Source organism: Sporocytophaga myxococcoides DSM 11118 (assembly GCF_000426725.1).
Taxonomy (GTDB): Bacteria; Bacteroidota; Bacteroidia; order Cytophagales; family Cytophagaceae; genus Sporocytophaga; species Sporocytophaga myxococcoides.
Genome location: NZ_KE384560.1, coordinates 330,712 through 354,683, shown reverse-complemented (window position 1 = coordinate 354,683; position 23,972 = coordinate 330,712). Strand labels below are relative to the sequence as shown.

Below are 23,972 nucleotides of genomic sequence, written 5' to 3'. Positions count from 1 at the left end.
TCTTAACTTGCTGATATAAGATACGATAAGGCTTTTTATATATTGTATTTTTTCAATAATCTTTTATGAATTGGCCGGATTTTTTAACAAAACTTTACTAAACCAAATCAATTAAGAGACATTTAAAGTATAAGCTTTTAACTATAATTCTCCTGAAAGAGGGAGCTTAGAATTTTCTAATTTTTCATTAATAGTATAATCAAAACAAATAATCTATGAAAAAACAACTACTGTTTATTGCTTCACTTTTTACCGCATTTAGTCTTTCTGCTCAACAACTTGAAAACCCTGGTTTTGAATCTTGGGAAACAGATGAAGATGGAATTGAAGTTCCTACAGGCAACTGGTTCACATTTTCATTTTGTTTAGAATTTGGAGACCTGAAAGAATGCGCTGTTTATCTTTCTAAAACAGAAGGAGTAACCGGCTATGGAGCTAAAATACAAGCTGAAGATCATGGCGACGGCCCATCTGCAATGCCTCTTTTTTACGATAATGCACTTTCATCTAAACCTACAAAAATGACTTTTTATTATAAGTCTACTAAACCATTGACTGCAGGTATTATCGTCACTAAGGGAGAACCTCTAAATGTAGATGAGCTAACAGATGCAACTGGTTATGGACAATCTATTTTGGCCCCTGTTTCATCCTTCACAAAAGTGGAAATTCCATTGACATATAACAATGATGATGCTACTGATAGTGTTGGAGTTGTTTTTACTTTGGGAGAACAGGAACTTACTACTGATGATTATTTTGTTATTGATGATGTTTCTCTTAGCTACGGTGTTGCCGGACTATCTGAAAAACAAATGGCGCAGATTATCGGAAGCAACATTGTTACGTCTTCTCTAAACCTTAAAGAAACTGTTGAAGAACTTAACGTTTACAACACTTCCGGAACACAGGTATTCAATGCTTCAAATACTCAGACTGCTGATTTTTCAACGCTACCAGAAGGTCTTTACATGGTAACTTTGAAAAAAGGTAATTCTATGGGTACTATGAAGGTGATAAAGAAATAAATTACTCTAACATTTCCTCTAACTCATTTAAAAGCTACCTCTGCGTAGAGGTAGCTTTTTTATAAATATAGGTAAGATATATTTTATTGAACTTTTTCAATAATATTCCTTAAAAGGAGGGATCAGATTTAACAAAATTATAACAAATCCTATCCTTAAGTTACTTTTACATTATCCACCAATTTTAATTCTCCTTTTTAACTTAAGGAGTCTTTTGATAAAATTTTTAATTCTAAAATAAAACCAATGACCTTATGAAAAAACAATTACTGTTTATTGCTTCACTATTTACTGCATTTAGTCTTTCTGCTCAATCTCAATTACCAAATTCAGATTTCGAAATCTGGGAAACCAACGCGGAGTTTGACATTGTTGAACCTAAGGATTGGATTGCACCTTCCATCTGTGCAACATTTCAAGAATTTAATTCGTGCGTCCTGTTTTTTGAGAAATCACAAGGGCATTCAGGTTTTGCGGTAAAAGTAATTACAAGAAAGGACTCCCAAACAGAAGAATTTAATACATTACCATTGCTTTATGGTGACGTATTTTCTGATAAACCTGAAAAAGTTACCTTCTGGTATAAATCAACAAAAAATGTATCAGCTAATGCTTTCTTATCATCAGGAGATTTCTTCGAAGATGAAAATGCAGATGAGGTAGGTGCCGGTGGAATTGAAGCTAACACTTCCGGAGATTTTAAGAAGGCCGAATTCCCAATTTCCTATGTTCAAGGCAAAACACATGATCATTTTTACCTGGCATTTACTTTCGGTGAGGAAGAAGAACTTACTGCGGATGATTACTTTATCATTGATGATGTACAACTTTCATATGGACTTGCCGGCCTTTCTGACAAACAAATGACTCAGATTATCGGAAGCAACGTCATTACATCTTCCCTAAACCTTAAAGAATCTGTTGAAGAACTTAACGTTTACAATACTTCAGGTGTACAGGTATTAAATGTTACAAATACTCAGGCTGCTGATTTTTCAAGTCTTCCAGAAGGTCTTTACATGGTAACTTTGAAAAAAGGTAATTCTATGGGAACAATAAAAGTAATTAAGAAATAAATTACTTTATACAAACATTCATTCAATAAAAAAGGCTGCCCCTAATCAGGCAGCCTTTTTAGCTTTATATTTTTAAGTTGGTCAAATCTTTTTTAAAAGAAAATTACCTTTATTTAACTGGAATTCTCCCTTTATTACAGTTATTATTGACTTCTGTTACTACTATCTGCATTTACATCTGATAAGGATACTCTATGAGAAAGCAATTACTACTTATTGCATTGCTATTGGCTTCATTAAATCTTTCTGCCCAACAAATTGAAAATTCAAATTTCGAAAATTGGGTATTTGACGATAATACTGGCAGAAAAAAACCTGGGGGAAATTGGATGGCATCATTAAGTTGTTTCGATCCTGATGAAGTCTGTTCCGGCCTCCTTCTTAGAGATGATGACGGGAAAACCGGATTTGGTGCGCATATTCTGGGAAGAGGCGTACTGAAGTATAACGCTGCCTTTGATGCAAAACCATCTAAATTATCTTTTTGGTATAAGGGTAATGGAGGAAGGGTCTATGTAAAAATAATTTCAATGGGAGCATATGAACCAATAAACGATAGTGATATCATTGGAAGTGGTGTATCAACTTTAGCTGATGCAGAATCATTCACTAACATAGAGATTCCTATATCATATGAAAATACAGGTCAAGTCAAATCCATTTTGATAGAATTTTCCGGACAGGACAACAGCGATTTTTCTTTTGACGAGATTGAACTTATTTACGAGGTGAATGGAATAGCTGACTTAAGGATCACTAAAATTTTAGGAAGCAATATCGTAACCTCATCATTGATACTAAAGGATAAAGTAGATGAGCTTTGTATCTATAATACATCTGGAAGGGTTGTCCTGTCAGCTACCGAAACTCAGGCTGCCGATATATCGAATTTACCGGAAGGACTATATATCCTGACCCTGAGAAAAGACAGTGCTATCGGGACAATTAAAGTAATAAAAAATTGACCTGCTCGGCAATCAGATAAGCACCCTTTCTGAAAACAGAATGCTATAATTAATGGAGCTGTAGGTTCTGAAACCTACAACTCCACAATATTTTTTTTAAGATATATTGGGTTGCCCGTTATTTTCTGGTTGTTCGTCTGCTTTACTTTTCTTTCTTCCTGAAAAGAATTTCCAGATAAAAGTAAATGCAGCGCCGATACCAAGAATAATTACTTTACCAAACTTTGCCAGGATTCCGAAGAATCCGACTTTAGCAAGGACTTTTCCTGCAACCAGCCCCCCAATTCCATAAGCTGCTACTTTATCCATTTCCGGATTAAAATCAGAATATTTATATCCTTCAGTAAACTCAACACTTGAAAGTACCTTATCAATATCTTTGTTAATAGCTCCAAGCTGAGACATGCCTCCAATCGCATTAAGCACCAGATACCCTTTTCTCCCTAAAATCCTTATGTTGTAATTCAAGGTATTAACTCCCGTGGCACTGTCTCCAAACTGGATTTCTTTTGCCCAATGAAGTTTTTTATTTTCTGCATCGTAGTAAGGTTTCGCAGCCCAGCCTATCAAATGAATAGGTTCGTAACCATCTTGAATTCGGCCAGGATTTGCAGATTCCGCATCCTTTTTCATTTCTGCCAACAACTCATCGTAGTCAATATCTTCTGCATCATCATCGTCTATGTGTCCCTCTTCAGAATATTCTACAGAAATTGCCCAGCTATCCGGATGCATTGGGCCCATATCTTCAGGAAAAAGTAATCCCAATATGGTTGGATCCTCTGGGTTACCCCATAAAGAATGTAATACATAAATACTCTGTTCTGCATCGAGAAATTTAAAACCTGCGGGGACTTTTATCGTAGCATAATCCTTAATTTTCACCAGCCCAGTCTGATATTTAAAGCTATTTTCAAGACTGTCAAGATACAACATTGTCGAAAGAGTGTCTTCCATTGCCTCTTCTTCTTCTTCCGGAGAAATAGAGAAGGTCAAAAAGGGAAACAGGAAACAGATAAAAAAAAGAAAGTAAAGTTTTCTCATAATAGATTTGTTTATAAAAATGGTTTACGAAAATTCATGATGCACAAAGAAGAAAAAATGCAAAAAGTTGACCTCTGCGATTAAAAGGAACTGAGATTCACCTCAATACAGACATTTACAAAAATAAGTTTTCCCAATCAAAATTAATCTTATTGTCAAATTTTATTTTCTATTGACTGTAAATGTTTTGAGTTCAGATCATAAAGGTATTTCCCTAAAAATCCACTACCTGCAGCAGACGCTACATGCCAAAGCCAGTGAGTTCCCATCGGCAAAAGGGTAAAGTTTCCGGAATCCACTCCCCTAAAATAAAGAGCCAGAATCATCAGCAGACAGGACAAAATTAAATCTGTAATGCCCACAAATTTAGTTTTAATTAACAGAATGATACAAGGCAAAAATATCATTACTCCGGTAACAAAATAATTCAGATTGATAAGGTCATGGCCGGAAAGTGTTACAAGCTTATAAATGAAAAGCCTTACGAGAATAAAGGGAGCCATGGCAAGAGTGATCTTCCACCAGGTTTTTAAAATTCTGTACCAGAAATATACACTTACAGAAAATGTCAGTAATACAATTGGAAGTACATCAAGCTGAAGCAAAAGTGAAGAAGCTCTGAAGGCATGAAACAGAGTGCTTCCAAGACCTCCTAAAAATAGGAGTGGGAGACAAAAAGTAAGAAATGCATGCTTTTTGTAATTCCCCTGAATTCTTATAAGCCATATAACAACCGGAATCAGAAACGCCAATGAAGAAAGGGCATTCCAAGGTTCAGCAATAATGTTGCTCAGATTGGTTTCTGCATAAACCGGACCTCCGTCTGACAGTATTTCGTGAAAGTTTGGCAAAATATTTAAGTCCTTTTAATGATTCAGAATATTAAACATTAATCCTGGAAAGATTATTTCCTTTACATTAAGATTCTTTGGATTTTTTTTTCATAGAGGGATGAAATTACATCCTTCCCATAATTTTCTCCAATTGAAATACCTTAAATTTTGACAACGCCTCTGCTTTTCAAATCAATATTTCTAACTTCACACCTGTAAATTGGTTTGACCCGATATTAAAGTTTCACTTAAAAAAATAAATATTTTATGTGGCAGGAAAAAGATAACAAACTGGAACAGACCTTTACATTTAAAAACTTCTCTGAAGCTTTTGCCTTTATGACACGAGTGGCTCTTGTGGCGGAAAAAATGGATCATCATCCGGATTGGTCCAATTCCTGGAATAAAGTTCATATTCAGCTGACAACGCACAGCGCAGGAAATAAGATAACAGAAAAAGACAGAAAACTTGCCGAGGCAATTGATCGGCTAATTAATTAGATGGAAGAAAAAAAGGGAAAATTAATTTTAGTACCCACCCCTATAGGCAATCTTGAGGATATTACTCTAAGAGCCTTAAGAATTCTTAAAGAGGCTGATATTATCCTTGCAGAAGATACCAGAACAAGCGGCCACCTATTGAAACATTACGAAATTAACAATCGACTCCAGAGCTATCATATTTTTAATGAGCATAAAGCTGTTGAAGGTATTGTGAATAAAATAAAGGAAGGTCAGATTGTTGCGCTCATTTCTGATGCAGGAACACCTTCCATATCCGATCCTGGTTTTTTATTGGTAAGAGAATCGCTTAAATATGGTATAGAGGTGGAATGTCTTCCCGGCCCTACCGCTTTTGTTCCTGCACTTGTCAAATCAGGACTGCCATCAGACAGATTTACCTTTGAAGGTTTCCTCCCTCATAAAAAAGGAAGACATACCCGTCTGCAAAGCCTGATTCCTGAAGAACGTACAATGATTTTTTATGAATCTCCACACCGTTTATTAAAAACTCTGGAGCAGTTTGAAGAGGTGTTTGGATCGGAAAGAAAAGCTTCTGTATCCAGAGAGCTTACAAAATTATATGAAGAGACAGTCAATGGTACTTTGCAAGAAATAAAAGAGCATTTTTCTCAAAAGACAGTGAAAGGTGAAATTGTGATGATTGTTGCTGGAAGGGAAGACGAATAAACAAATCATGAAGTTAGATTTCACCAACAAACATTAAAGTAGTAAATACTTATATTTTTTTGTGAATTAAAGTCCTTCTCCTTCCGGAGAAGGACTTAGGATGAGTTTTTTTTTAGACTTGCAAGAAAAAAGAAGGATTGGATAAAAATAAAACATACTATCTATCCAATCCTCCAGAACCAATGTGGTTAATTCAGAACCAGGTCTTCCATACATTCAATCCATAGTGGATGATTGTTGAGACTTTCAACCAACTGCCAGTGTTCTCCACCATGTTCTTTAAACATATCTCTGTATTCGACTCCACCTTCAATAGTAGTTTCCAAACAGTCTGCGACAAATGAAGGAGAAAATGCCAATACCCTTTTTACTCCTTTCGCTCCCAGCTCTTTTATAAGATCATCTGTATATGGCTTGATCCATGGAGTCTTCCCTAGTCTTGATTGAAATGCAACTGAGTAAGTCCCTTCTTCAAGACCAAGTTCCTTCACCAGATGACGTGTTGTTTCATAGCATTGCGCCCTGTAACAGTAATAATTTTTGGAATGGTATTTTGAGCAGCATTTATCGTTCAGCTGACAATAACTCTGCACTGCTGATTTTTTAATTTGTCTTTCAGGAAGTCCATGGTAAGTAAAAATGACATGGTCAAACTTATCCTTTTCCAGATATTTTCTTCCGATTTCAGCAAAGCCCTTAATGAACAATGGATGATTAGGAAAATTTGCTACGATTTTAATTTCCGGAATTACTTCCCATTTATTGATGTATTCCATTGCTTTTTCCACGGCTGAACCTGTAGATGCGCTAGCATATTGAGGGAAAAGAGGCAAAATCACAATCTTTTCAAAGCCCTTCCCTTCCATTTCTTTTACAGCCTTTTCTATCGATGGGTTTTGATACCTCATACCGAAAAAAACCTGGAAATTTTCATCCAACTTCGCTTGTAAAAGCTTTTGAACCTCAAGACCGTAAGTTAATAAAGGTGAACCTTCGGCTGTCCATAACTCTTTATAAACTTTTGCAGATTTGGGCGCTCTGAAAGGAGCAATTATAAAATTAATCAGGAACCAACGGTTAAGAAATGGAATATCAATTACCCTTCTATCCATCAAAAACTCCCTTAAATATTTTCTGACATCTGGAACTGACGGACTATCAGGAGTTCCCAGATTAATTAGGAAAACTGCTGTTTTCTTTACTTTATTCATGCGGCAAAAATACTAAAAGCAGGAAATTTAACTGGGATTAAGCATTAAAAAAATACCAGTGATAATTAACTCATTAGTAGTTACGGTCAAGTGTTTGATTGTAGTGATTTAAAGGATTTTTAATGGAGCAGGTTGATGACACACAAAAGCTCCATAAGGAAAATTGAACTCCAAAGAGTATTCCTAATCCGTCCCACAGGAAATTCGGGGAAGCCCACCTCAAGTCTGTGGAGCTCATCAGGATATTCGTGGGAACTCCTGACTCTTCTGTGGGGAGCTCTGCACCTTTCGTGGGTCCCCACAGAAAACCCGTGGAGCCTCACCGAAAGTCCGTGGGACCATACGAATATCCGTGGAAACTCCTGACTCTTCTGTGGGGAGCCCTGCACCTTTCGTGGGCCTCCACAGAAAACCCGTGGAGCTCCACCGAAAGTCCGTGGGATTCCAAGAATATTCTGTGAGGAATTTGAAGCATTCCATTGACTGTCAAAGAGACTTTTTCTTACCGATAAAAAGTATTTAGAGATTATTTATCAAGTCCGACTTAAAAATCTGTAAAGTCGGATTTCCTATTATACAAATCATTTACATATCTTTGCAACTATGGAAAAAGTAAGTGCGACGATAGAAAACACCTTTAAAAATATCATTTCACATGCGAAAGAATACGGATTTGTATTTCCTTCAAGTGAAATCTATGACGGTCTTCAGGCTGTTTATGATTACGGACAAAACGGAGTTGAACTAAAAAACAACATCAAAGCTGCATGGTGGAAAGCCATGACTCAGATGAATGATAATGTGGTAGGTATAGATGCTGCAATATTCATGCACCCAACCACTTGGAAAGCTTCAGGTCACGTGGATGGCTTCAGCGATCCGATGATCGACAACAAAGATTCCAAAAAGAGATATAGAGCCGACGTACTTGTTGAAGATAAAGCAGCGGAATACGAAAAGAATGGAGATAAAGCCAAAGGTGATGCTTTGGTGAAATCACTCGCTCGTCTTCTTGAAGCGAATGATCTGAAAGGCGTGCAGGAGCTTATCATAGCTGAAAAAATAAAATGTCCGGTTTCAGGAACATCTAACTGGACAGAAGTAAGACAGTTCAACCTTATGTTTTCAACTCAGGTTGGTGCTGTTGCAGAAGATTCAAGTACAATTTATCTAAGACCTGAGACCGCTCAGGGTATATTTGTAAACTTCCTGAACGTTCAGAAAACAGGAAGAATGAAAATTCCTTTTGGTATTGCTCAGATTGGTAAAGCTTTCAGAAATGAAATAGTTGCCCGTCAGTTTACCTTCCGTATGAGGGAATTCGAACAAATGGAAATGCAGTTTTTCATTCGTCCGGGCGAAGAGATGAAATGGTATGAAGAGTGGAAACAAGTTAGATTGAAATGGCACAAAGCAATCGGTTTACCCGAAGGCAAGCTGAAGTTCCACAATCATGAGAAGCTTGCTCACTACGCTAATGCTGCTGTAGATATCGAATATGAGTTTCCTTTCGGATTTAAAGAAATTGAAGGTATCCATTCAAGAACTGACTTTGACCTTGGGAGTCATGAAAAATTTTCAAAGAAGAAGCTTCAATACTTCGACAATGAACTGAATAAAAACTACGTGCCATATGTTGTGGAAACTTCAGTCGGAGCCGACAGAGCATTCCTGGCAGTTCTTTGCAATGCATATACAGAAGAAACTGTGGGCGAAGGCGAAAATCAGAAAGAAAGAGTTTATCTGAAACTGCATCCTGCATTAGCTCCTGTGAAAGCAGCAATATTCCCTCTTGTAAAAAAAGATGGTCTACCGGAGAAAGCCCAGGAAATCTTCAAAGAGCTTAGAATGGATATGAATGTGATCTATGAAGAAAGAGATGCTATCGGAAAAAGATACACTCGTCAGGACTTAATAGGAACACCTTTCTGCATAGTAGTAGATTATGATACACTGAATGATAACATGGTGACTATTCGTTATCGTGATACTATGGAGCAAGAGAGAGTTCCTATCAGCGAGTTAAGAAAGAAAATAAGAAAAGCCACTTCATTCAAGAGAATCCTTGAGCAATTGGTTTGAAAATAATTAGGTAATACGTTTTAAGTGGAAGGGAGGCATTTTGTGCCTCCTTTTTTTATTCATCTTTTTCGCCAATATGAAAAGACCTCATCTTAAATCCTTTTCTCGAAGGAGAAGGGTTAGGGATGAGGTATTTTTTAATCACTTCTAACTTTTAACCCACCAAAATTTCACTTTTCGACCAAAAGTTTCTCCTTTTCAAAGAATAGAGTTAAATTATATCTGGTTAAAATAAACTCAATTCCACAAAAGTAAGACTTATATCAAAGTCGTCTTTCGGAGAGAACAGCTTTAAGCTTTTCGCATTTGCTTTCAGCTCCTTTCAGCTTTTAAAACAAAAACTCGCGTCTGCGGGTCTTATTAACTTAAAGGTTTAAGACTTGGAAACATATATAACAGTTACCTTTTATATACTAGGCATCGCAGTATTTTTATTTGGCACGTTTAGCCTCGGCTTGTATGCACTTATCATAAATCCCTTTCTGGAAACAATCAGCATCAATAAAAGACTTTCAAGAAAACAAAGAGATATTCTTCTCAAAAATTTCAAGTACTATAGAGATCTTTCCGGAAATCAAAAAATAGATTTTGAAAAAAGGGTACGGAATTTTCTTCTCCATAAGGAATTTATTCCAAAAGGAATTCCTCAGGTTACGGAGGAAATGCAAATACTTATAGCTGCATGCGGCGTTCAGTTAACTTTCGGCTTTGCCCCGGTAAGATTTGTAAGCTTTCCTAAAATATTGATATACCCTTCTCACTATCAATCTTCAAACGGCAAGAGGCACAAAGGCGAAGTGAGCCTTAGCGGATTTATAGCTTTTTCATGGGAGGATTTCCTTTATGGTTACAAAAGGCCAGAAGATGGATTTAACCTGGGGTTGCACGAAATGGCTCATGCATTGAAGATAGAAGATGCTCTTCATCATCATCAACAAGAGTTGCTTGATCACGAGAGCCTAAAAGAATGGGGGAAAATAAGTCGTCAGGAGTTAAAGAAAATTAAAACGGGTAAAACCAGATTCCTCAGACCATATGCTTTTAACAATGAAGATGAGTTTTTTGCCGTATGTGTAGAATATTTCTTTGAAAAGCCTGAAGAGTTTAGATTGCAGTTACCAGCGCTCTATGAGTCACTTTCAAAGTTATTGAAACAAGATCCTGGCAAAACGCTTCAAAATGCGAAATTCTATTTTTATCCGCCGGAAAACAGAAAGCTTATGCTTTTGCTGAACCAGGCCATAAAAGAATTGCCAAACCTTAAAACATTAAAGGCTAAAGCTTCTTTTACGAAAAGCCTTTTTGTAAAAGGCAGGAAAAATAGTTAAATTTATACAAATCATAAAAAACTTGTATTTTTGTGATTAATTCTGAACAATCTTCTAAAAAAAGGCTTGCATTCTTAGTCCAATTTCAACCGGATATATTCAGATTAGAACTCTTCACAAAGTTGCCAACATTAAATATTTGAAAATAAATTATGGGTAAATCTCAAGAAACGTTTAACAAAAAAGAAGTAGAAAAGAAAAAACAGCAAAAGAAGAAAGAAAAGGAAGAGAAAAGTAAAGAACGTAAAGCTCATTCCAGCAAAGGTCAAAGCCTTGAGGATATGATGGCTTATGTTGATGAAAATGGAAACATTACATCAGTTCCTCCAGACCCGAATAAAAAGAAAACTGTCATTAATCAGGATGACATACAGATCGGTGTAGCTAGAAACCTGAACAGCAATGAGCCGAAACCTCTCAGAAAGGGCAAAGTAACCTTTTTTAATGAATCTAAAGGATATGGATTTATCAAGGATCTGGAAACCCAGGAAAGCATATTTGTGCACATCAATGGCATCAAGGAACCAATAAAGGAAAACGACAGAGTAACTTTTGAAACTATCAATACGCCAAAAGGCCTCAATGCCGTCAGCGTAAAAAAATCATAATCGGAGTTCAAAATACTTACCCAACTGCTTATACTCTTTCGATATAAACATTCAGGCTTGAATTTTGCAAATGAGCTTCTCATAGAAATAAGAACTTTTATGAGTAAGCTTTTTCAACTCCTGTTGCTGGTATGCTTCTGCAATTCTGTATTTGGGCAAGGTCATTCTTCCGACAGGATAAAAGTATATTTATCTGGTAATAAAGAAAATAGTACTCCAAGCACTTCCACTGGCACAGTATCTGGTGGAACTTTGATAAACGGAAAATTATTCCCTTTTCAGGGAACCAATTATCAATACTTTGATACTTCTAGTTATATCAACAATCGCGCATTCTTGAATGATAAGATAAGGACTGTTGTGATAAGTTCTTACGAGCAGCTTGAGAAAGAAATTCCCAATAGGAAATTTTTCATCATGGAATGCAGCAATAAAAATGGTGGTGAAATTTTCCCTCACAGAACACATCAGAATGGCTTAAGCATAGATTTCATGATGCCTTTAATGAAGGACAACATGGTCTTTTATAAGCTAGATACAATTGGAGCAAGTCATTATTGGCTGGATTTTGACAATGAAGGGAAATACAGCGGAGATAAGAGCATTTCCATTGATTTTGATCTGGTTGCCCGCCAAATTCTCTCCCTCGAAACATCCGCAAGAAATAATGGATATAAAATTCAGAAAGTAATTATCAAAACTGAATTTAAAAATCTTATTTTTGCTACCCCTCACGGGAAAAAATTAAAGCAAAGTAATATTTACCTCGTCAATAGCCTTACCCCTTTGATTAATAGTCTCCATGATGATCATTTTCATATAGACTTTGAAATCCTAAAATAAAGCGCTTGAAACGGTTTTAAAATTAAATTACAGTAAAAGAAAAAAAATGTAGGTGCATTTTGAACATTTTACCGTTGAAAATGTTTTTAATTTCATAAATACATAATAATGCAAGGAACAGTTAAATTTTTTAATAACTCAAAAGGTTTTGGGTTTATTAAATCAGCAGAGTCCGGTGAGGACATCTTCGTTCACTCTTCAGGTCTTATAGACGAAATTCGTGAAAACGATCAAGTTAAATTTGATCTGGAAAAAGGTAGAAAAGGCATGAATGCCGTGAACGTTCAATTAGTAAACTAAGAAATCCCCTTAAAGGAATATATTCTTTAAAGCTTTAGTAATTGTAGGAAAAGACCAACCTAATAAGTTGGTCTTTTTATTTTTATAAGTGCAACTAAATTCACGTAAAGTCCAATCAAGAAGATGTGAAAATCAAACAGATGCGTTATATCCTTCTGGAACCCGCATCCCACTGACCACTAAACTTTCATTTTTTTAAAGCATATGTAACTTTTGTAACTGACGATCATTTTTAATGTCCCTTCCTTAGCATAAAATTATCAACTAACCATAACTAATATGCTAAAAGCTATTCCAAGACTACTGCCGGAACCCCATCCTAGCTCACTGGCGAAAAAAATTCTCTTATCCCTTTCAATCCTCATTACATTCTCTGTTGCAAATGCACAGAGTACAGACAATGAAGGGACATTTGTTGGTTCTGTATCTGAATTTAAACAACAATTCAAATCGTCTAACAAGAAAAGGAAAAGTACTCCAACTATACTCCCATTGTCTAATGACAAGAAGCTTAATGTCGATGTACATTATGACAAGACTTCAGGGAGTTCTAATACAATTGCAGGTAAAATTAAAGACAACCCAAAATCTACCTTTAACCTGACATTTGAGGAAGATAAACTGAAAGGAGAGGTACTCTTGCTTAATGAGAAAAAAGCTTATGAGTATTATACCAAAAATGAGCAAGTATATGCAAAAGAGGTTGATATTAACAAGGTTATCTGTATAGAAACAGCAGTACCTGCAGAAGCAGGTCCTCAGGCTTCTTCATCTTTTGTAGCTCCTCAGGGATCATACGTATATGACCTTCAAAGTTTTCCTTCCTCAGAATATGTCGTATACCTTGACTTCGATGGACAATATGTCGTAGATCCATACTGGAATGGAGGTCTACCGATAGATGCTTTACCTTCTGAGCTAAATGAAACAGAAATAGAACAAGCATGGAGATTAATAAGTGAAGATTACAGACCATTTAATCTTAATATCACCACCGATTCGACTGTCTTTTTGGCTACTCCAATAAACAAAAGAGTACGGGTAATATTCACTCCTACCACTGATGCTGCTCCGGGATATGGAGGATATGCCCGCATCGGTTCTTTTCCTATGAATGTTGATACCCCATGCTGGGTTTTTCTTGCTACCTCTAAATATGCAGGAGAATGCGGCTCCCATGAAATAGGTCATACGCTGGGCCTTTATCACGATGGCATAAATGAGCCTTATGATGATTATTACCATGGACACGGATATTGGGCTCCTATCATGGGAACAGGTTATTACAAAAGTGTGGTACAATTCAGTAAAGGAGAATACAGCGGTGCTACGAACGCTTATCAGGATGATATTGCGGTCATCTCATCTACCAACGGCTTTTCGTTCAAAACAGATGAAAGCGGTAACATCCCTTCCCTTGCGAAACAACTTACTTATAATAGCGCAGGCTTCGTTTCTCCATTAGAAAATAATGGCATCATTGAAAAAAGAGAGGACGTCGACTATTTCTATTTTACTACCTTAGGTGGAAGTGTACAAATAGCTGCAAATCCGGATCCATACTATCCAAACCTTGACATTTCCCTTACACTCAAAAACTCTGCAGGTAATACCATTGCTGTATCTGATCTGGAAGGATTAAATGCTTTTATAGATACATTAGTTCCTGCCGGAACATATTTCCTAATTGTAGATGGTGTTGGGTATGGAGACCCGGCAACAGATGGATACTCAGATTATGGTTCCCTTGGATATTATTCTCTGGTAGGAGGAATAAGTAATTCTGTAAACAACAAAATACCTACTGTATCTATTACCGCTCCATCAGAAGGTGCTGATATCCTTATCGGAACACCTATTACAATATCAGCTAGTGCAAGTGATGCTGACGGCACTGTAACGAGAGTTGACTTTTATGATGGAACAACATTCCTGGGATCAGATATCAATGCACCATATTCTCTTGTCTATAACAATGCTCCAGGTGGAACGAGAACATTTAAAGCAGTGGCTTTTGACAATCATGGCGGGCAAAATTATTATACAGTTTCAGTCCTTGTTGCCCCAGCCAATCAATTACCTGTTGTTTCTATAACTTATCCGGCAAACGGAATTATTCTTGACCCGAGGTACTCAATTGTAGCAACCGCAGATGCCTATGATAATGATGGAACAATCACTGCGGTTTATTTCTATAAAGACAATACAATAGTCGGGGTTGATTATATGGCACCCTATTCAGCCTATATTGACACCTATCTGCCGGGAGTTTATAACATAAAAGCAGAGGCGGTAGACAACAGAAATGGCCGTAAGTTTTCAGCTGTTAATTCATTTACAGTATTACCTTACGGATTATCAGGGCCTACATGTGTTGCCAAAGGAATTCCTTATAACTTCCAGGTGTATGCAGAATATCCTAATCCAGTAAATATTACAGCATATACCAATTCGGATGCTACTGTTTACTTTAGCTACTATGACAGAAAATACTTCGATGTAACATTTGGTCAATATGCTGCTCCATCGGTAACTGTGACTGCTTTACTAAGCTATACAACCTATCCTTATAGCTTGCAATATACGAAGATAGTTTCGACAACAGGCTGCGGAACGCGGGCTGCAGTAATGGCGGTATCTCTTCCGGACGGAAATCAAACTGCTGTTTCATTAGATACAAAAGAAACAATTACATCTTTTAAGGTGATCGACATGACAGGCAGAGAAGTAGCTTCAGGTGAAGGGCAGAATGTTACTGAAGTTATTGTCGGAGACAATCTGAAAAGCGGAATTTACATCGTAAACATTATAGCAGAAAGCGGAAGCTATACACATAAAATAGTTAAATAAAGTTTTACCAATTTAATTTAATTCCTGAAAGGGCTTTTTAATAAAAAGCCCTTTTTTTATGTAAATCTTTACTAACCAGGCACCAGAAGTCACCTTCCATAAGGAAGAAATCAACTGGCAAAATTTCCGAAACATTTCTAATTTCTTTTTTCTTAAATAAAAAAGACAGGCTCTGAAACATAGCTCAGAATTCCCTATCTTGAAGGAAATCTTTATGGTCTTGGCGGCTTTATTTATAATTATATTTCTGATTACAACATGCATCTTTCTATATGAAACTATAGGAGGTAAAATATTGAGTCTTGGAGAATGGATCTTGACAAGGTTTGTGAAACTTAATCCCGTCCAGATTCATATTTTAGAATTCAACTTTCGTTATTATCAAAAGCTCTCTTCAGAAAACAAATTAAAATTTCAGAGGAGAGTTAAGTTTTTTCTTTTAAATAAAAAATTCTATCCTCAGGGAGGTATGAACATCACCGAAGAAATGAAAATTATGATCGGTGCTTGCTTTGTTCAGCTAACCTTTGGACTTCGCCCTGTTAAATTGAGGCATTTCAGCCGTTTCTATATTTACCCGACCCGGTATTTTTCAAAAATCACTAACCTTCATCATGTAGGTGAAGTGCAGACAGATGGCGCAATTGTATTGTCATGGCAGCATTTTCAGAAAGGTTATGAAATCCCCGATGATGGCCTGAATGTTGGCCTTCACGAAATGGCACATGCTGTAAAACTTGCAGACATGTATGACGATGATGATGATTTTGAAGGGAATAGTCTGTTTGATTACAAAGATCTTGTGCGCTTTTTCAAAATAGGGAAAACAGAAATAAACGAAATCAAAAAAGATAAAACGCACTTTATCCGTAAATACGCTGCAACTAACATTGAAGAGTTATTTGCTGTATCTGTAGAATATTTTTTCGAGAAGCCGGAAGAATTCAGGGTAGAAGTTCCCCAGCTATACCAGATTCTTGTACAACTTTTAAGGCAGGATCCCGCCAATTCACATCCAACAGCGTTTAAAGAAAGTAAAAAAAAGAAAAGCGCCAATTAGGCATTTATCTATTAAAAATCAAATACTTAAATTAAATTAACAGGTTTGAAATTTAAAACTCCCCTCTCCCATTCTCAAAACACTTATCCCAATTACGGAAGCCCATCACTTTAATTGCACCATTTTAACCTGAAAATGGTTAAAAAATGTGATCAATTCTGTTCAAAAAGCTCATTTAACCTAAAATTGATTACCTTTGCGTTCTTCAAAACAGGTTATATATAACTGATCCTGAAGATACAAGGGGATGCCAAATCTGACGATCAGACAAATGCATTTATTTACAATGAGTTGCTGCTTGCAGTGACATTGAAAAATGTCTGAAAAAGCAGACTAAGACATCCGACTCTTGAATTAGAATTTTTAAGAATTAAAGAAATAATTAACAAAGTGAAGTACAGGGAATACAAGAACGTCGATCTTGCAAAAGTAGGAGAAGAAGTACTTTCTTACTGGAAGCAGCATAAGGTTTTCGAACAATCCGTAACGAGCAGAGAAGGTGCTCCAAGTTTTACATTTTATGAAGGTCCTCCTTCTGCAAATGGTACTCCCGGTATTCACCACGTAATGGCAAGAACCGTAAAGGATATTTTCTGCCGCTATAAAACATTAAAAGGATTTCAGGTAAAAAGAAAAGGAGGCTGGGATACACACGGTCTTCCGGTTGAGCTTCAGGTTGAGAAAGAGCTTGGTATCACTAAAGAAGATATCGGTAAAAAAATATCTGTAGAAGAATACAATCAGAAATGCCGCGAAGCTGTGATGAAATATAAATCACAGTGGGATGACCTTACTGAAAAGATGGGTTATTGGGTTGACCTTGACAATCCTTATATCACGTTTGAAAAAGAATACATAGAGTCTGTATGGTACCTTTTGAAAGAGCTTTACAAAAAAGGCTTTTTGTATAAAGGATATACCATTCAGCCATACTCTCCTGCTGCAGGCACAGGACTTAGCTCTCACGAGTTGAATCAGCCGGGTACTTACAAAGATGTACGAGATACATCAGCCGTTGCTCAGTTTAAAGTAGCGGACAGCTCTAAGGAAAAAGTAAAAAGTCTTTTGGGAATATCTGATGCAGATGTGGATCAGACCTATTTCCTTGCATGGACGACCACTCCCTGGACGCTTCCATCGAACAGTGCTCTTGCAGTTGGCGAAAACATAACCTATGTCGCTGTAAAAACATTTAACCCTTATACATTTAAGGCAGGTATTGTTATCCTTGCGAAAGATCTTGCAGGAAAATACTTCAGTGCTAAAAATGCAGAGCTGAAGCTGGAAGACTTTAAAGAGGGAGATAAAAATATTCCTTTCCAAACTTTAAAAGAAGTTAAAGGAAAAGAACTTGTTGGTATCAGATATGAGCAGCTTCTGCCTTATGTGCAGCCGGAAGAAGCTGATAAGGCCTTCAGAGTAATACCTGGAGACTTTGTAAGTACTGAAGATGGTACAGGTATCGTTCACATCGCTCCTACCTTTGGTGCAGACGATGCTAGAGTTGCAAAACTTGCTGGTGTTCCTGCAATCACTGTTAAAGACGATGAAGGCAATCAATTACCACTTGTTGATAAAAGAGGAAAATTTGTAATTGAAGTAACAGATTTTCCGGGAGAATTTGTAAAAGAAGCTTACCTGTCTGAGGCTGAAAAAGAAGAAGAGAGAAAGAAACAGGGCCGCGACAAATATCTATCTGTAGATGAAAGAATCGGTATCAAGCTTAAAACAGAAAACAAAGCGTTTAAGGTTGAGAAATACGAACACTCCTACCCTCACTGCTGGAGAACAGACAAACCTGTTCTTTACTATCCGCTTGATTCCTGGTTTATTAAAACAACTGCTGTAAAAGACAGATTGGTTGAATTGAATAAAACCATCAACTGGAAGCCAGCAAGCACCGGTACCGGACGTTTTGGTAACTGGCTGGAAAACCTTGTAGACTGGAACCTTTCCAGATCAAGATACTGGGGAACTCCCCTTCCTATCTGGAGAACAGAGGATGGAAAAGAAGAAAAATGTATCGGATCTCTTCAAGAGCTGAACGAGGAAATCCAGAAAGCCAATAAAGCGCTTAATATCACCGCTGGCACTCTGGCTCAAAAGGAAAGGGAATTTAATACAAAGATCTACAATCTTAAATCGATTGAAGACTTGCACCGTCCTTATGTTGATCAGATCGTATTGGTGAGTGAGTCTGGCAAACCGATGATTCGTGAGACAGACCTGATTGACGTTTGGTTTGATTCAGGTGCTATGCCTTATGCGCAATGGCACTATCCGTTTGAGAACAAGGATGTATTTGACAATAACTTCCCTGCAGACTTCATCGCTGAAGGAGTTGACCAGACAAGAGGTTGGTTCTTTACACTACATGCAATAGCAGTAATGCTGAATGATTCTGTTGCATTTAAAAATGTAATAGCAAACGGTCTTGTATTGGACAAAAACGGAGCTAAGATGTCCAAGAGAGTTGGGAACGTGATCAATCCATTTGAGACCATCGGTCAGTTCGGACCGGATGCGACAAGATGGTATATGATCGTTAACGCACCTCCTTGGGATAACCTGAAATTCAATATTGACGGGGTTACAGAGGTTCAAAGAAGATTCTTCGGAACGCTTCAGAACACTTACTCGTTCTTTGCACTGTATTCAAATCTTGACAACTTTACCTTTAAAGAAGCTGAGGTTCCTTTAAACAAAAGAACAGAAAGTGACAGATGGATCATTTCAAGGCTTAATACCCTGATCAAAAAAGTAGATGAAGCCTATGCAGAATATGAACCAACGAAAGCAGGTAGAGAGATTCAGGACTTTGTTGTTGATGATCTGAGCAACTGGTATGTACGTCTTAACAGAAAGCGTTTCTGGAAAGGTGAATACAACGAAGATAAGATTGCTGCTTATCAGACGCTTTATACTTGTCTTCTAACGATTGCAAAACTATCTGCATCGATTGCTCCTTTCTATTCAGAGAAAATATTCCTTGACCTGAATGAAGTAAGTGGAAAAGAAAAAGTCGCAAGTATCCATTTAAGCCAATTCCCTGTTGCAGATGAGAAACAGATCGATCTTGATCTTGAAGAAAGAATGTCATTGGCACAAAGGATTTCTTCTCTTGTTCACTCTTTGAGAAAAGGTCATACAATAAAAGTAAGACAGCCACTTTCAAGATTATTGATCCCGGTATTAAACCAGGAATACAAAAACAGAATAGTTGCCGTTGAAGATCTGATCCTTTCTGAGGTTAACATCAAGAAGATCGAATATATCGAAGATACATCAGGAGTGGTAGTTAAAAAGATCAAGCCAAACTTCAAGAAACTTGGAAAAGAATACGGTCCGAGATTAAAAGAAGTTGGAGCTGCCATCACTGCAATGACTCAGGATGATATCCAGAAGCTTGAGAAAGAAAATGCTTTCAAAATAAAGCTTACTGGTGATATTGTTCAGATCACTTTAGAAGATGTAGAAATCTCTTCTGAAGATATTCCGGGATGGTCTGTGGCAAGTGAAGACGGTGTTACCGTGGCCCTCGACATTACTATTACGGAAGAGCTTAAAAAAGAAGGTATTGCCAGAGATGTTGTGAACAGAGTACAGAACATGAGAAAAGACATGGGGCTGGAAGTTCAGGACAAAATCAAAATCACTATTCAGAAGAAAGATGAGTTGATAGATAATGCGTTGCTCGCAAACAAAGAATATATCTGCAGCGAAACTCAGGCATTATCTCTTGTCCTTACAGAAAATCTGAAAGATGGCAAGCTTGTTGATATGGACGAGCATCAGCTTATAATGAAAATCGAACTTTAAAAACTATAAAAGAGGCATGGCCCTTCAGTATAAATACTATAAGTACTACTTCCTTACTCTGGGAGTTATTGTTCTGGATCAGCTTGTAAAGCTTTTGGTTCATTTTAAAATGGACTTCGGTTATCCCGGTCAAATAAGAATCTTTGATGATTGGTTTAAGCTTTACTACACTACCAATCCAGGTATGGCTTTTGGCTTTGAACTAGGTTCTCCATATGGAAAGCTTATTCTGAGCTTGTTCAGAATCATTGCCATGGTTGCTATTTCGGTGTATTTATATCGCCTTGCAAAAAAAGAGATGGCTCCTGGTATGCTTTGGTGTATAGCTTTAATACTTGGAGGTGCTATTGGAAATGTAATAGACAGCACATTTTATGGAGTATTACTGAACAATGCTCCTGATGGCGCAAGTACACCATGGTTTCATGGACAGGTAATAGATATGTTCTATATCGATATCTGGGAAGGCAGACTTCCAGAGTGGATTCCTATATTCGGAGGAGAACACTATGCATTCTGGCCTATATTCAATATCGCTGATGCAGCTATATTTGTTGGAGTATGTATTATACTTATCTGGCAGAAAAGGTTCTTTAAAGATACCGGCAAAGAAGAATCTGTTACGGAGAAAGCTGAGAACTAAACTTTAAAAATATTTCAATAAAAAGCCCCGGAGGAAATTAACTTCGGGGCTTTTTTTATTGCGGTTGTGAAATGAACATCTTGAATACTATTTTTAAATGACTCTTTTAAAAGAGGTAAGTAAAATGTGGATAGATAATTTTTTAGATTAATCAAGTTAGCTGGTCAGAAAATGTATAGATTTAACCTAATCATTCTATTGCTCTTATTTTTTTCTTGTGAAGAAAAAATTGAGAAGCATGAATAAAAAAGATCAATATATGGAACGAAGGTTCCCTTATGGAAGGATTAACACTGGAGGCATTAAAGCGCCCTCATGCTTCAAGACCTAGAAATCCCATTATTGCTGACGTTTGTTTCAAAGGCGGATATATTGACGCTTGGGGAAGAGGTACTATCAAGATCATTGACAGTTGCAAAGCAGCAGAACTTCAAGAACCTGAAATGAAAGAACAGGATGGCGGGTTCCTGCTTACAATTATCAAAGACATTCTGAATGCAGATTATCTTGTTAGGCTTGGATTGAATGAAAGGCAAATTAAAGTGGTTGAATACGTGAAAAAGAATGGGAAGATTTCCAATAAAGAATATCAAGAATTAACCGGAATGGCAAGAATGACTGCTACAAGAGATTTAACAGAACTTGTTGAAAAGAAGATTCTAAAATCATCTAAAGCCAAAGGAGCAGGTGCCTTCTATAAATTTTGAATTGCACCATAATTGCACCAATTGCGTCATAATTGCACCAAATTGATGTCAAAAGGCAAATTTACGCATTATCAAAATATGTTCTGAAATGTCAGATAAGCTCAATTTATTCAAAGACGGGAAGATATATTTACTTTGCTATGGCAAAAGGAGAACAAAAGGAAAAAGAAATTTAGGTTAGACTGTCATCACAAATTGAAGAACGTTTCGAACGAAACTTTGAAGAGTATTGGCAGGTGTAATTATATTTTAAATTAATAGGAATGAAAAAAGAAATTACCATTTTAACCAGCAATGAATTATCCATTAATAAAAATTTAACTAGGAATTATTTCTCTAAGAATGGCTTTATTTTAACAAGAGAATCTGATGAATATATGATTTATAAAAGAGGTTCATTGTTCCAGAATTTTCTAACTTTTAATTCATTAAAATGGAAAAGCGAAATCCAAATAAGGTTTGATGGTCCGACAATTCATTCAACAATCAATGTAAATACAATTGGACAGATCGTGACTTGGAAGGAGGAGAAACTTTGGGATACATTTATTTCAAATTTTGAGGTTAACATCTATACGGGAAAGGATTTGACAGAAAATAACATCCAAGCATTAGTAGATACTAAAAGCAATACTTTTAGATTAATTGGATGGGCTCTTGTCGGGGCGATAGTGATTGGGATTCCAGCAGGAATAGTTGGATATTATACCAATATTGATAGCTCAGCTGGAGTGGGGGCTACAATGGGCGCAATTTTAATGATGAGGAATAAAAACAACAAAGAAAAACAATCGAAAGTCAAATAAGGATAATTCAGGTGATAAAATAAATGTACAAAAAAGTTGATTTCACTTATACGACCCGATCGGGGTCGTATAATATTTTCAGGTATTATTATCTATAAACATCCGACCTCTCCAATGCCTATATCAACTCCTTCGACTTCTTCTCAAACCTATAATACAGCAACACCGCTGCAACAGTAAGTCCTATCAAAAGTCCATACCAAACACCTTCTACTCCCATGTTAAGCGGAAACGCAAGTAGATACCCTAATGGCAAGGCTATAACCCAATAAGCCAGCAAGGCAATAGCTGTAGGCATCTTCACATCTTCAATTCCGCGGAGGGCTCCAAGATAAACTACCTGAATACCATCAGACAATTGGAAAAATGCACTGATCAATAAGAGCGATGCAGCCATTTTACAGATAGGCTCTTCATTGATATAAAACCAAGGCAGGTCATGTCGGAATAGCACAAACACTAAAGCACAGAAGCTCATGTAAATCACAACAAGATGAAATGCTGCTTTTCCCGCGTTTCGAACAGCATGATAATCTTTTCTTCCCAATTCATTTCCAACACGCACAGTCGCAGCTGCACCTATTCCTGTTGCCCCCATATAACTTACTGCTGCCATATTTAATGCAATATGATGTGCTGCCATTTCCGAAGCACCTAACCAACCAATCATAATAGCAGCCATTCCAAATGCCCCGGTTTCAAAAGCAAGCTGAGAACCAACAGCAATACTTACCCTAAACAATCTTTTAAATTCCTTTAAAGAATAATTAATCTTTTGTAATCCTATGATGAAAATATTAGTGCGGGAATATTTGATAACAAATATGAAAATCGTGACTGCCATGAATATCCTTGAGATCAGAGTAGCAACAGCCGCACCATTTGTCCCAAGCTTAGGAAATCCATAGTGACCATGAATTAAAAGATAGTTAAGCGAGAGATTCATTACATTCGCAATTACTGTGATGTACATCGCTTGTTTTGTAATCGCAAGTCCTTCTGCAAACTGTTTCCATATCTGAAATAAAATTAAGGGTACTAACGACCATACAAGAATTTTAAAGAAAGGGATTGCCTGTGATAGCACCTCCTGTGGCTGTTGAAAATATTGCAAAAGCGGAGCAGCGAATAACAACCCTCCTGCCAGCAATACTGCAGCTACGAAATTCAACACAATACTGTGTTTCAGAATCTTTCTTATTTCTTCATGATTCTGTTCACCATCGGCTTTGGCTACCAAAGGGGAAATGCCATAGGTCAGACCTATCGCAAACATCATAAATGGGACGAATACACTGAAGGCAAATGTAGCCGATGCAAGTGGAATACTGCCTAGTGAACCAACCATAATGCTGTCTGCAACACCAACTGCAATATGTCCGAACTGACTCAGAACTACAGGGTAAGCAATCTTTATAGTGTCTTTATACTCCTTTAGGTTATCCCTAAACCAACCACTGAATATCATATCTATATTTGAAAGGCTGCAAAATTAAGATTTGCATATAAAGAAACGTCTAAAAACCCATTAAAGTTTATAGCGATGATTAATCAGAAAAAGTGCCTTATAAAAAACTA

The 23,972-nt window shown here is 36.9% G+C and carries 20 protein-coding genes; 16 read left to right on the top strand and 4 right to left on the bottom strand.

Annotated elements, in window-relative coordinates:
• The first annotated feature begins 215 nt into the window (after positions 1 to 215).
• The 3 genes from K350_RS0119645 (at position 216) to K350_RS0119635 (ending at position 3,069) form a co-directional block, all read left to right on the top strand.
• Entirely contained in the window at positions 216 to 1,028 is an 813-nt protein-coding gene (locus tag K350_RS0119645) for a T9SS type A sorting domain-containing protein (protein WP_028981346.1), read from the top strand.
• Positions 1,029 to 1,282: 254 nt separating this feature from the next.
• Positions 1,283 to 2,104 carry a T9SS type A sorting domain-containing protein gene (locus tag K350_RS0119640; protein WP_028981345.1) on the top strand — a complete coding sequence of 274 codons (822 nt, stop codon included), beginning with the start codon at positions 1,283 to 1,285 and terminating at the stop codon, positions 2,102 to 2,104.
• Positions 2,105 to 2,298: 194 nt separating this feature from the next.
• Entirely contained in the window at positions 2,299 to 3,069 is a 771-nt protein-coding gene (locus tag K350_RS0119635) for a T9SS type A sorting domain-containing protein (protein ID WP_028981344.1), read from the top strand.
• 96 nt (positions 3,070 to 3,165) lie between these two features.
• Here the strand turns inward: K350_RS0119635 and K350_RS29640 are convergent, their stop codons facing one another.
• Positions 3,166 to 4,113 carry a DUF2167 domain-containing protein gene (locus tag K350_RS29640; RefSeq protein ID WP_051313384.1) on the bottom strand — a complete coding sequence of 316 codons (948 nt, stop codon included), beginning with the start codon at positions 4,111 to 4,113 and terminating at the stop codon, positions 3,166 to 3,168.
• Between the two features lie 155 nt (positions 4,114 to 4,268).
• A complete protein-coding gene (locus K350_RS0119625) occupies positions 4,269 to 4,964 on the bottom strand; it encodes a hypothetical protein (protein ID WP_028981343.1) in 696 nt (231 codons plus the stop codon).
• A gap of 249 nt (positions 4,965 to 5,213) precedes the next feature.
• Here K350_RS0119625 and K350_RS32760 point away from each other — a divergent pair, with 249 nt between their 5' ends.
• Together K350_RS32760 and rsmI are read left to right on the top strand one after the other, a co-directional pair.
• Entirely contained in the window at positions 5,214 to 5,447 is a 234-nt protein-coding gene (locus tag K350_RS32760) for a 4a-hydroxytetrahydrobiopterin dehydratase (RefSeq protein ID WP_028981342.1), read from the top strand.
• Positions 5,448 to 6,137, top strand: a complete 690-nt coding sequence (gene rsmI / locus K350_RS0119615; RefSeq protein ID WP_028981341.1) for a 16S rRNA (cytidine(1402)-2'-O)-methyltransferase — start codon at positions 5,448 to 5,450, stop codon at positions 6,135 to 6,137.
• A 188-nt stretch (positions 6,138 to 6,325) separates the two neighbouring features.
• Here rsmI and hemH read toward each other — a convergent pair whose 3' ends face one another.
• Complete coding sequence (gene hemH / locus K350_RS0119610) at positions 6,326 to 7,348, bottom strand: ferrochelatase (RefSeq protein WP_028981340.1); 1,023 nt, start codon at positions 7,346 to 7,348, stop codon at positions 6,326 to 6,328.
• 603 nt (positions 7,349 to 7,951) lie between these two features.
• Here hemH and K350_RS0119600 point away from each other — a divergent pair.
• From K350_RS0119600 to K350_RS0119540, 11 genes are all read left to right on the top strand, one after another.
• On the top strand, positions 7,952 to 9,430 hold the full coding sequence (locus tag K350_RS0119600; RefSeq protein WP_028981338.1) for a glycine--tRNA ligase: 1,479 nt from the start codon (positions 7,952 to 7,954) through the stop codon (positions 9,428 to 9,430).
• A gap of 380 nt (positions 9,431 to 9,810) precedes the next feature.
• Positions 9,811 to 10,758: a zinc-dependent peptidase gene (locus tag K350_RS29635; RefSeq protein ID WP_081671078.1), complete on the top strand. Its 948-nt coding sequence runs from the start codon at positions 9,811 to 9,813 to the stop codon at positions 10,756 to 10,758.
• A 152-nt stretch (positions 10,759 to 10,910) separates the two neighbouring features.
• Complete coding sequence (locus K350_RS0119590; protein ID WP_028981337.1) at positions 10,911 to 11,366, top strand: cold-shock protein; 456 nt, start codon at positions 10,911 to 10,913, stop codon at positions 11,364 to 11,366.
• 99 nt (positions 11,367 to 11,465) lie between these two features.
• Complete coding sequence (locus tag K350_RS0119585) at positions 11,466 to 12,209, top strand: penicillin-insensitive murein endopeptidase (protein WP_028981336.1); 744 nt, start codon at positions 11,466 to 11,468, stop codon at positions 12,207 to 12,209.
• A gap of 105 nt (positions 12,210 to 12,314) precedes the next feature.
• Positions 12,315 to 12,509, top strand: coding sequence for a cold-shock protein (locus tag K350_RS0119580; RefSeq protein WP_028981335.1), 195 nt, complete (start codon positions 12,315 to 12,317; stop codon positions 12,507 to 12,509).
• Positions 12,510 to 12,788: 279 nt separating this feature from the next.
• Positions 12,789 to 15,359 (top strand): Ig-like domain-containing protein, encoded by a 2,571-nt coding sequence (locus tag K350_RS29630; RefSeq protein ID WP_037576452.1) that lies wholly within the window; start codon positions 12,789 to 12,791, stop codon positions 15,357 to 15,359.
• Between the two features lie 214 nt (positions 15,360 to 15,573).
• Complete coding sequence (locus K350_RS29625) at positions 15,574 to 16,419, top strand: zinc-dependent peptidase (protein WP_081671077.1); 846 nt, start codon at positions 15,574 to 15,576, stop codon at positions 16,417 to 16,419.
• Between the two features lie 390 nt (positions 16,420 to 16,809).
• Positions 16,810 to 20,238 (top strand): isoleucine--tRNA ligase, encoded by a 3,429-nt coding sequence (ileS, locus tag K350_RS0119560; RefSeq protein ID WP_028981333.1) that lies wholly within the window; start codon positions 16,810 to 16,812, stop codon positions 20,236 to 20,238.
• A gap of 16 nt (positions 20,239 to 20,254) precedes the next feature.
• Positions 20,255 to 20,881, top strand: a complete 627-nt coding sequence (locus tag K350_RS29620) for a lipoprotein signal peptidase (RefSeq protein ID WP_037576450.1) — start codon at positions 20,255 to 20,257, stop codon at positions 20,879 to 20,881.
• A gap of 242 nt (positions 20,882 to 21,123) precedes the next feature.
• A complete protein-coding gene (locus tag K350_RS29615) occupies positions 21,124 to 21,588 on the top strand; it encodes an ATP-binding protein (RefSeq protein ID WP_342665065.1) in 465 nt (154 codons plus the stop codon).
• 263 nt (positions 21,589 to 21,851) lie between these two features.
• Positions 21,852 to 22,394: a DUF2062 domain-containing protein gene (locus K350_RS0119540; protein ID WP_028981332.1), complete on the top strand. Its 543-nt coding sequence runs from the start codon at positions 21,852 to 21,854 to the stop codon at positions 22,392 to 22,394.
• A 118-nt stretch (positions 22,395 to 22,512) separates the two neighbouring features.
• Here K350_RS0119540 and K350_RS0119535 read toward each other — a convergent pair whose 3' ends face one another.
• Positions 22,513 to 23,862 carry an MATE family efflux transporter gene (locus K350_RS0119535; protein WP_028981331.1) on the bottom strand — a complete coding sequence of 450 codons (1,350 nt, stop codon included), beginning with the start codon at positions 23,860 to 23,862 and terminating at the stop codon, positions 22,513 to 22,515.
• Between the last annotated feature and the right edge of the window lie 110 nt (positions 23,863 to 23,972).

Bases quoted from the DNA above. Each gene is read 5' to 3' on its own strand.
- K350_RS0119645 (WP_028981346.1), top strand. From the start codon at position 216: ATGAAAAAACAACTACTGTTTATTGCTTCACTTTTTACCGCATTTAGT.
- K350_RS0119590 (WP_028981337.1), top strand. From the start codon at position 10,911: ATGGGTAAATCTCAAGAAACGTTTAACAAAAAAGAAGTAGAAAAGAAA.
- K350_RS0119540 (WP_028981332.1), top strand. From the start codon at position 21,852: ATGAAAAAAGAAATTACCATTTTAACCAGCAATGAATTATCCATTAAT.
- K350_RS0119635 (WP_028981344.1), top strand. From the start codon at position 2,299: ATGAGAAAGCAATTACTACTTATTGCATTGCTATTGGCTTCATTAAAT.
- K350_RS29640 (WP_051313384.1), bottom strand. From the start codon at position 4,113: ATGAGAAAACTTTACTTTCTTTTTTTTATCTGTTTCCTGTTTCCCTTT.
- K350_RS0119585 (WP_028981336.1), top strand. From the start codon at position 11,466: ATGAGTAAGCTTTTTCAACTCCTGTTGCTGGTATGCTTCTGCAATTCT.
- K350_RS0119640 (WP_028981345.1), top strand. From the start codon at position 1,283: ATGAAAAAACAATTACTGTTTATTGCTTCACTATTTACTGCATTTAGT.
- K350_RS29630 (WP_037576452.1), top strand. From the start codon at position 12,789: ATGCTAAAAGCTATTCCAAGACTACTGCCGGAACCCCATCCTAGCTCA.
- hemH (WP_028981340.1), bottom strand. From the start codon at position 7,348: ATGAATAAAGTAAAGAAAACAGCAGTTTTCCTAATTAATCTGGGAACT.
- K350_RS0119535 (WP_028981331.1), bottom strand. From the start codon at position 23,862: ATGATATTCAGTGGTTGGTTTAGGGATAACCTAAAGGAGTATAAAGAC.
- K350_RS29625 (WP_081671077.1), top strand. From the start codon at position 15,574: ATGGTCTTGGCGGCTTTATTTATAATTATATTTCTGATTACAACATGC.
- K350_RS0119600 (WP_028981338.1), top strand. From the start codon at position 7,952: ATGGAAAAAGTAAGTGCGACGATAGAAAACACCTTTAAAAATATCATT.
- K350_RS29620 (WP_037576450.1), top strand. From the start codon at position 20,255: ATGGCCCTTCAGTATAAATACTATAAGTACTACTTCCTTACTCTGGGA.
- rsmI (WP_028981341.1), top strand. From the start codon at position 5,448: ATGGAAGAAAAAAAGGGAAAATTAATTTTAGTACCCACCCCTATAGGC.
- K350_RS32760 (WP_028981342.1), top strand. From the start codon at position 5,214: ATGTGGCAGGAAAAAGATAACAAACTGGAACAGACCTTTACATTTAAA.